Raw genomic sequence first — 8,993 nt, 5'->3', positions numbered from 1 at the left:
AAGCACCAGGTCCTGTCTGGGTGACCCCTCTCCCCAATCCCAGCCGGCCTTCTCCGCTGCTTCTGACTTTTTGTAGCAGCAGTCCTGAGTCGATGAGACCTGGGTTTCAATCCCAGACGGGCTTCTTCGCTGCTTCTGACTTTTCTGCCTGATAGCTCTGCTGCTCTCGCAAGAGGTTTCAATCCCAGACGGGCTTCTTCGCTGCTTCTGACGCGGCAAGTCCGTTTTTGCGCGCTATCTCTCGCTGCTCGTTTCAATCCCAGACGGGCTTCTTCGCTGCTTCTGACGTCCTGGAGATGGGGACATGGAGGTCCGTGTCTCCAAGTTTCAATCCCAGACGGGCTTCTTCGCTGCTTCTGACGGCAACGGTAGGGCGCCAGCTCCTCCCTCTCCGGGAGGTTTCAATCCCAGACGGGCTTCTTCGCTGCTTCTGACGCTGCTTCTTCCTCGTCCCCAGAAGTGGAAATCCAAGTTTCAATCCCAGACGGGCTTCTTCGCTGCTTCTGACCCTCCCTTCCTGCAAGAGGGTGGTTGGAGGAATGGAAGCGTTTCAATCCCAGACGGGCTTCTTCGCTGCTTCTGACAAGCCGCCGGGCAGCTTCTAGGGTTACTACGATGGTTTCAATCCCAGACGGGCTTCTTCGCTGCTTCTGACCAACCCGTTGGGGAGTCTCTGGGGAGTTCATCGTAGTGTTTCAATCCCAGACGGGCTTCTTCGCTGCTTCTGACTCCTGTTGTCTGAAGAAAGGAGGAGCAATGATTGTGTTTCAATCCCAGACGGGCTTCTTCGCTGCTTCTGACTTTGCCAGCGCCCCCTAGTCACGGGGCGTGTTTGCGAAGTGTTTCAATCCCAGACGGGCTTCTTCGCTGCTTCTGACGTCCCGGAAGAACCGGGTTGCTCTTCTATACCCCCAAGTTTCAATCCCAGACGGGCTTCTTCGCTGCTTCTGACCAGACCTATTTCTGGATTCGGACTATGAGCTTCATCTGTTTCAATCCCAGACGGGCTTCTTCGCTGCTTCTGACGTAATGTATGAGCAGCCCGCACGCGTACCCACTCCCGTTTCAATCCCAGACGGGCTTCTTCGCTGCTTCTGACAGCGTTACTGCTACCGGCGACCAGACGAACAGGTGCGTTTCAATCCCAGACGGGCTTCTTCGCTGCTTCTGACAGCCCCTCCTTCAGGATAGCATCAGGAGCCGTCTCCGTCAAGCCGTTTCGAGCATCCCAAAAAAGCGGTCAGCAGTGACCGCTGTTGTGCGGTCATGATACCAGCCGCTGTGGCCCTGCGGCGGCCAGGGAAGCCCTTCGAGCATCGCTGCGTGGGAAGCCGGGTGCCGAGATGCTCGAAGTGACCTGCAGGAAGCAGGTAAAGGAGCATGAAGAGGATCGCATGCTTCTAGATGCAATGGAGTCAGAAAAGAGAGCAAACGTGCCGGGGATCTCCTGTGGTCTCCTGATCCTGGCGACCCTCACCTCCATATGAGGGGGCAGCGCTCTCCTCCAGGACCCCTCGGCTGGCTGGTCCGCCCGCTTGCCTTGTTCCCCCTACCCAGGATATAGTTCCCGCTCCAGTCCAGGGGGCTGAGCCAGATCGACCCAGCCGTTCCGGCTCGCTCCCCCCTCTGTTCCTGTCTTGTTCCCGTCCTGTTCCCCTGGTGTTTCCCCCACGACCCCTGGGGCGACCGTTGGCATCTCCGGTCCATTCCCCTCGCTGTCCAGTCGCCAGGGCTATGCTCAAAGCAGTCCGCCCAGCAGGGACGGCCTTCCTCCTTCGAATCTCCCCTCCTTTGGGGACACCTGGACCTGTGCGTCCATGTGGCGAATGGGGGTTGGCAAGACCCCTGGGAGGGCGTGTGAGGCCATCTCTGCGATGGCCTTCACGAGATGAGCTGAAAGGAGCCGATTGCGATGTCTGTCTCTGAACCTCGTCAGCCCGCCGCTCAAGGCGATTCCTCCCTGGCTGATCCCTCTGCTGGGACCAGTGCAAGCTCTTCCCCTTCGCCAGGTGGAGCTACAGCAGCGAGCCCGCCGCCGGTGCCGCCCTTCTCGCCAGCAGCAGAGTCGGTAGCCGCAGCGAGCCGGGCGGCAGAGCCGGCCCTCTCTCCGGCGCAGGAGCAGGAATGGTTCACCTGGGAAGATGACGCTGAGCATGCCTCATCCTTCTTCCTCCCCCAGCCTTCTGGCCCACTGGCGATGCCCACCGTCCCAGAAGCCGCAGCGAGCCAGCCGCAGTCAGCGGGTCTGGCGATGATCGCCCGGCGCTCCTCCTGGTCACTGCTGCGCCGGTTGGGCCTGGTGGCCTTGACCCTCTTGCTGCTGAGCCTGCTGCTGGCGACAGCTCTGGCTCATGCCCCAGCACCTGGTGCTGCTTCCCCCACGCGGACCGCTACAGGGGGGACGGCGGTACTTCCCACGGCCACCGTTCCGCGCGCTGTCCGTACGCCAGGAGCCCAACGTACCCCCACAGGGAGACCGGCGGCGCCTTCTCCTTCTCCCATGCCGACCAGTCGTCCTGACCCGAGTGCACCTGCGGGGTCCACGAACCCGGCAGCAGAGCAGAATCAGGGGACTCCTGGAGTTCCCGCGGCATGGCTGGCAGCAGAGCTGCCAACGGGCTGGACGGCTGCAGGCCTGACGCGCGCTGATGCCATTGAGGCGCTGCGGACTGCTGTCACCTTTACCGACCGTGAAATGAGCCTGGATTACCGCAACGTTGGCACGCGGACCAGACCCGGCGGGACGTTGACGGCGGCGGTGTTCCTGCTCACCCCTGGGGGAAAGGCTCGCTTCCAGCGGAATGACCGCCGGATGAGTCCGGCCTTCTACGATGCAGTCGTAGGAGAGCAGCTCATCCAGGAGGTAGTGAATGCAGAGCCACAGTTGGTGGCCCTGCAAGTCCGTGGGGGGCAACGCTTTGCCCTGGTAACGGTGCAGTTCTGGCTTTGGCAGATGCGACGCGATCCGGCAACGGGGCAGCTTCAGCAGGGGCTACAAACCGATCCGACGACAGGGCAGCCCGTGCGCCATCAGATGTCGGTCCTGCTGCTGCGAGTGCCTCCGGCTGCGCAGGGACCTGCAGCCCCGATGGGGGGCACGGGCTGGCTGGTCTCGACCTATGGCCTCGATCTGCCTGCAGGAGAAACCCTGCCTCTGCTGACGCCCCCCTGAGAAGCCAGTGCCAGTATCCTGTGAACCAGCGCTGCCTTTCTCCCCATCAAGGAGGTCTCAAGGAGGTCCTCTCGCCATGCCCTGCTCTCCTGAAGAACTGAACCAGGAAGCTGCTCCCGCCGACCAGCTTCCTTCATCCGCTGGCTGGCTTTGCTCTGCCCTGCTGCGACGGACGATGCTGCCGGTCCTCGTGACTGGACTGCTGCTCCTGCTCTGGGGACAGCAGTCAGTGAGAGCCGACCCGGCAGGAACGCTCCTGGTGCTGGTCCGACGGCTGGTCTCGCTGGTCAGCTTCCCCATCGTTCTCGCGGTCCTGGCTGGCCTGGGCGTGCTCTGCTTGCTGGGAATGCTTGGCCTGTTGGGGCTGGCAGAGGTCGTCGTACGAACGCTTACTCGGCCTCTGCGGCAGGCTCCGGTCTCCACGCTCACCCCGGCCCTGGTAGGGTGGCCTGCCGAAGCCATTTCCTTTCCAGTGACGGTCGGGTCCTGTTCGTATCCCGTGCCCGGGTACTACTGCCCGCAGCCCGGCGCGCGTAGCCTCATCATCGTGAGCCCGGGCTATCGGCGTCCTGTGGAAGATGTCCTTCTGATCTGCCGCGCCCTCTGGCAGGCAGGGCATCACGTCCTGGCGTTCGAGTACCTCGGGCATGGGCGTCCTCTGCCTGCTGGGGGCTCTGTACCGCTGACGCTGGGCTATCGCGAAGTCAAGGATTTCTTGGCCGCGGTGCGCTATGCCCAAGAGCGGGCGCCGGGTTGTCGGATTGGGGCCCTGGGCTTCTCGATGGGGGGCGCTGTGAGCGTGCTGGGGGCCGTCTGCTGCCCCGAGGTAGCTGCAGTGGTTGCCGATAGCGCCTTTGCCACCCAGTGGCAAGCGGTTGAGCAAGTAGTGCGACAGCGCCTGCGCCTGCCACCACGATGGGTGGACTGGTTGCTGCCGCCACTGTACTGGGTGAGCAACAGGCTCCTCAGATGGCATGCCGGCTATCGCTTCGAGCAAGTGGAGCCAGTGCAAGCGATCGCGCGGATCGCGCCGCGACCGGTCTTGCTCATCCACGGACAGCAGGACCGGCTGATTCCAGCGGCGGCGGCGCAGCAGCTCTACGCTGCTGCCCGGCGACCCAAGGCCCTCTGGCTGGTGCCTGGGGTGGAGCATGTGCGCGCTTGTCTGCAAGTGCCTGACCGCTACGTGGCCTGCCTAACTGCCTTCTTCCAGCAGGCGCTCTTGCAAGATCGGCCCGCTCGTCCCTTCCAGGTCGCTACTGGCTCCAGCGTTGTCGCTGGTTCTCACGGACAGGAAAAGGCGCCTGTGCGGGTCTCTCGGGCCAACCCGCCCAAGCGCGAGCAGGATCAGTCCTCCCCCCCTGGGTTCCGGTTGGGCCTGGTTTGGGGGCGCTGGCTGGTGCGTTGGCGGTGGCGAGTAGCAGGAGCCTGGCTGCTGGTGCTGCTCATCAGCCTGCCACTGGCGCAGACGGTTGGGGCGGTGCTTCGGCCTGGAGGAACAACCGTGCCTGGGGGTGAAGCTGCCCAGGTGCAGGCTGTCCTTCGTCAACGTCTCCACCAGCCGGCAACCCAGCTGTTTGCAGTGCTCTCTGTCTCACCCCAACAGGCCCGGAGCCGTTCCTTTGCACAGCAACAGCAGGCTGTCGTCGCCAGAGCGAGAAGTCTCCCCCATGTCCTGACGATCCAGGCGCAGGTCAGTCCGAATGGACAGACGGCCCTGGTAATCCTGGGACTGGATGAGGATAGCGATACGATGGCAACGCTTGTTCCGCAACTGCAGGACCGGCTGGGAGCCATCCCTGGGCCTGCTCACCTCCGGTTGACAGGTGAGGCTGCAGTCGCAGCCGCTCTGCAGCAGGCCACCCAGGTGGATACAGCCCGAGCAGAAGCGCTGGCGCTGCCCCTGACCCTGATAGCCCTGCTGCTGGTCTTTGACGGGCTGCTCGCTAGCCTGCTCCCAGTGGGGCTGGCCGGACTGACGCTGCTCACGGCGCTGGCCGGACTCGCAGTGCTGGGTCGGCTGTTCTCGCTGCAGAGCCTGACAGAGAGCCTGGTGAGCATCATTGGTCTGGGACTGGCCAGTGACTATAGCCTGTTGCTGATCCGTCGCTTCCGCGAGGAACTGGCACGAACCGGAGCAGTGCCCGAGGCAGTGGCCTACACGGTGGCCACTGCGGGCGAGGCTATTGCTTTCAGCGCCTGTATTGTGGCACTGGGCTTTGGGGCATTGCTGCTGATCCCCATTCCGCTGCTGTGCTCTCTGGGGGTCGGAGGCTGTCTGGTCACAGGCATGGCGGCTCTGGCAGCACTCACGCTCTTACCTGCGTTGCTCAGCCTGCTGGGGCCGCGCATCAATGCACTGGCACTCTCTTCCTTGCTCCCATGGCAAGTGCAACGCTGGCGTGACCTGCTGCCTGTCCGGCGTCCGAGCCCTGCCTCGGTGTCAGCACCGCAAGGAGCTGTCCGATCTGTCTCCTGGTGGGAACGCTGGGCCTGGACAGTCATGCGCCATCCCTTGCCGCTCCTTGGGGGAGCGCTGGCGCTGCTCCTGCTGGTGAGCTGGCCAGCACTGGCCCTGCGCCCTGGCCTGCCCGGGGCAGCAGTGCTGCCTGCTGATGCCCCTGCGCGGCAGGGGTGGGAAGAGCTCACGCGTGCCTTTCCCACCGTTGACCCGGCCCCGATTCTGGTGGTTGTTCAACCCACAGCTCCCCGATCGATGCGCTCTGCGGCTGATCGCATCGGGGTGATGCGGCTGGTCAGCTGGATCGAACGCCTGCCCCATGTGAGTGGCGTCGATCTCCCTATGGACCACGCGCCTCAGCCTTCCCCAGGCGGGGCGATGCTCTTGCTCGTGCATACAGACAGCGCTCCTGATTCCCCAGAGGAGGCCCAGCTGCTGGATCAGCTGCACGTGGTGCCAGCTTCCCTGCGAGAGGGACTCCTCCTGCAGATTGGAGGGCCACGAGCCCAGACGCTCGAATTTGATCGCGCACTCTACCGCGCCAGTGGGTTAGCACTGATCTTCTTGCTGACAGGAACTGTCCTGCTGCTCCTGATCACTTTCCGCTCGCTGGTGCTTCCGCTCAAGGCGATCCTGATGAATCTGCTCTCCCTCGGGGGAGCGTACGGGGCGCTGGTCTGGGTCTTCCAGGAGGGACATGGAGCCGGCTGGCTGGGGTTCACGCCTGCCGGTTCACTGGACCGCTTTGTCCCCATCGTGCTAGGCTGCACGCTTTTTGGCCTCTCGATGGACTACGAGGTCTTCCTCTTGAGCCGTGTGCGCGAGTGCTGGTGGCACTCTCGCGACAATGAACGAGCGGTGGCGGAGGGGCTGGCTCGGACGGGAGGTCTCATCACCAGCGCAGCCTGTCTGTTTTTGCTGGTGGCGGGAGCCTTTCTCACGACCCAGCTGGTGGTGACTAAGGAGCTGGGTTGGGGTATCTGCGTGGCCATCGGGCTAGATGCCTTTCTGATTCGCCCGCTCGTGGTGCCTGCAACCATGCGCCTGCTCGGGAACTGGAATTGGTGGCTCCCAGGCCAGCGGAGGGAGAACCAACCGCGCGTGGCAGCTGGGGCATCTCGTCTGCGCGGCAAACTCCTGCCCCTCAGCGAGCAGCAGGCACAGCGGGCCTGGGAGGTGCTGCTGATCAGGCTAGTAGCTCAGACGCTGCAGCAACCTGTTGTCCAGTTCACGGGACAGAGCCATTTCTTCACTAGTGGCGGTGATTCGCACTCTCTGGAGCAGCTCCTGCTGCGAATCAGGCAGCACCTGGGGGTGACGCTAACCGTGGAAGAGGTTCTGGCTCACCCAGTGCTTGAAGCATTGGCTGTTCTGGTGCAGCAGAGACTCCTGCAGCAGGAGGAGCATGGGGCCTCCGATCCTCCCCGGCCCCCAGATAGCAGGCATGGCCCAACAGAGACGCAGCAGAGGTGATGAAGGCCGGACCTGGTGCCCATCTCTGAAGGTTCTCGCTCACTACCGACACTGGTTGTACGAACGATCGCTTGAGACACTGAGGTCAAGGCGACCTCGCAAGGAAGGAGCACGGATGTACCGCTTTCCATCTCTTCTTACGAAGCCTCGTTGGCATCGCTGGCTCCTCAGGGCCAGCAAGGCGCATGGGTTCTGCTGGCTGCTGGCCCTGATCCTGCTTGCGCTCTTGACAGTTTTCCTGCTCTTGCGGCCAACTCCGTCTAGTCTGGCCAGGGGAAACTCATTTGAGACATGCTCGACAGTGCTGCCCAGGGACCGGCCACGGTTCTGCACGGGGACTGATCCGATTGTCGAAGGATGCTCGCTGGATGCGCAAACAGTTAATGAAGTGTCCATGCGCTGGGGAACACGCGCAGTAGGCCTGGCGCAAGTCCGTCACTCTCCGCTCTGCAATACCTATTGGGGACGTGGCTTTAGTTTTCTCCATGGAGCCAGTATCAGTGTCTACCTGCCCGATCTAGGCACAGGAGCAAAGGCATCCTACCTGTCCACGACGTCGCAGGTCTACTCGAACATGGTCTATGCCTTCGTTCCAACCGTGACGATTGAAATCATCGTGGGCCCGGCTCAGGTGATTGCCACGACCATTCCTGGAGTTCATCCCACAGGATAGCCGACCTCTCACATTCCTGCCTGGCTATCTGCCGCCAGGCAGGAATGTGAAAAGGGAGCGGGGGGAAGGCTGCCTCCACTCCTTCAGCGTGTCTCTCGCCACCGGCTTGGGTGACAGCAGGAAGAGTGACACTGCACTGGACGGCAGTCATTCCCCAGGACGCGAGACCTGATCTCTCGGGCTGTGAACACCAAGTTCCCTGCGAAGGGACTAATCCCTCACTGGGAGAGGCGAAAAGTGTGTAGTAGGGGAATGCAGACGCAATCTTCTCTTCGCTCGACCCGACCCGAAAGGAGAATCCCTATGCATCTGTCCTGGTTCCCAAGTGCTGCCAACATGGCCGGTGCAGAGGGGCGGCGTCTGGGCCTGGCCCTCACCGAGATCGAGGCGACGGATACCTTTGAGGACATTGTTACTCGACTGCCCCGTGCTGCTCCTGCACTGCTTATGCAGTTCCCGGAAACAGGGCCGCTCGTGGAGGACCAGGAGCTCCTGTTGCGGCGCTGCCGGGCCAGCGCGGAGCGGCTGGTAGTACTCCTGCCTCCCGAGCAGCTCCCCCATTGGGGAGCAAGTGCCTACCGGGTAGGCGTTCCGTTTGCCTGTATGCGGGAACGTGCACTTGCTCTCCTGGGTCTTGAAGACGGGGTCTTTCCCCCAGGTGAGCCTGGACAGGAGAAGGTTGATTCTGTTCCATCGAGAGCACAGCCGTTGCCGGCAGAGCACCAGCGCCAGCCTGGAGTCTTCCGACCAAGGCTTCTCTGGGACGGATACTTCTCCAGCCGCTGGATCTGTCTGCTGGATCTCCTCTGGTGTGGAGGATGCCTGCTGGGCCTGGTGCTGCTCCTGATCCATCCCATGCTCTTGCTCCCAGGAGCAGGGAAGCCTTAGTCAGCGATATGCCTGTCTGTCTGCATGCTCATCGTCCTCCCCTCTCAGATAGTCAGCGGAAGAAAGGAGGCCACTCGTTCCGATGTCACGTGTCATGTCTGGTGATCAGGATCGGCATCGAGTCATACAGCAGGGGGAGGGGCCAACGCTCTCACCTGCGCGATGCAAGCGCCTGCTCAAGACCGATGGGCCAGCCCCAGCAGGCTACACCATCGAGGACCTGGAGTGCTTTCTGGACCTCCTCTACGGTCTCTATAGCCATATCACCTCCCCGAAAGCCTTGCAGGAGATGATCGTCAGCGATCCCTTTGATCGCAGCGAGCAGC

General features: G+C 62.6%; 5 protein-coding genes and 1 CRISPR repeat array. All 5 genes read left to right on the top strand.

From position 1 onward, the window contains the following. Positions 1-42: 42 nt before the first annotated feature. Positions 43-1,172: direct repeats of the CRISPR family, unit length 37 nt; unit sequence GTTTCAATCCCAGACGGGCTTCTTCGCTGCTTCTGAC. A 740-nt stretch (positions 1,173-1,912) separates the two neighbouring features. Then, positions 1,913-3,172, top strand: a complete 1,260-nt coding sequence (locus tag ACFMO7_RS15475) for a hypothetical protein (RefSeq protein ID WP_376796393.1) — start codon at positions 1,913-1,915, stop codon at positions 3,170-3,172. 76 nt (positions 3,173-3,248) lie between these two features. Next, positions 3,249-7,106, top strand: coding sequence for an MMPL family transporter (locus ACFMO7_RS15470; RefSeq protein ID WP_376796392.1), 3,858 nt, complete (start codon positions 3,249-3,251; stop codon positions 7,104-7,106). Next, positions 7,039-7,779, top strand: a complete 741-nt coding sequence (locus tag ACFMO7_RS15465) for a DUF2690 domain-containing protein (protein WP_376796391.1) — start codon at positions 7,039-7,041, stop codon at positions 7,777-7,779. The genes ACFMO7_RS15470 and ACFMO7_RS15465 overlap by 68 nt, the downstream gene beginning before the upstream one ends. A 303-nt stretch (positions 7,780-8,082) precedes the next feature. After that, positions 8,083-8,667 (top strand): hypothetical protein, encoded by a 585-nt coding sequence (locus tag ACFMO7_RS15460; RefSeq protein ID WP_376796390.1) that lies wholly within the window; start codon positions 8,083-8,085, stop codon positions 8,665-8,667. Between the two features lie 82 nt (positions 8,668-8,749). After that, positions 8,750-8,993: hypothetical protein (locus ACFMO7_RS15455; protein ID WP_376796389.1), on the top strand; the 244-nt coding region annotated here is incomplete at its 3' end.

This window comes from Thermogemmatispora sp. (assembly GCF_042408735.1).
GTDB lineage: Bacteria > Chloroflexota > Ktedonobacteria > Ktedonobacterales > Ktedonobacteraceae > Thermogemmatispora.
Note: the sequence above shows the minus strand (reverse complement) of the source record. Positions and strands in the feature narration are given on the sequence as shown.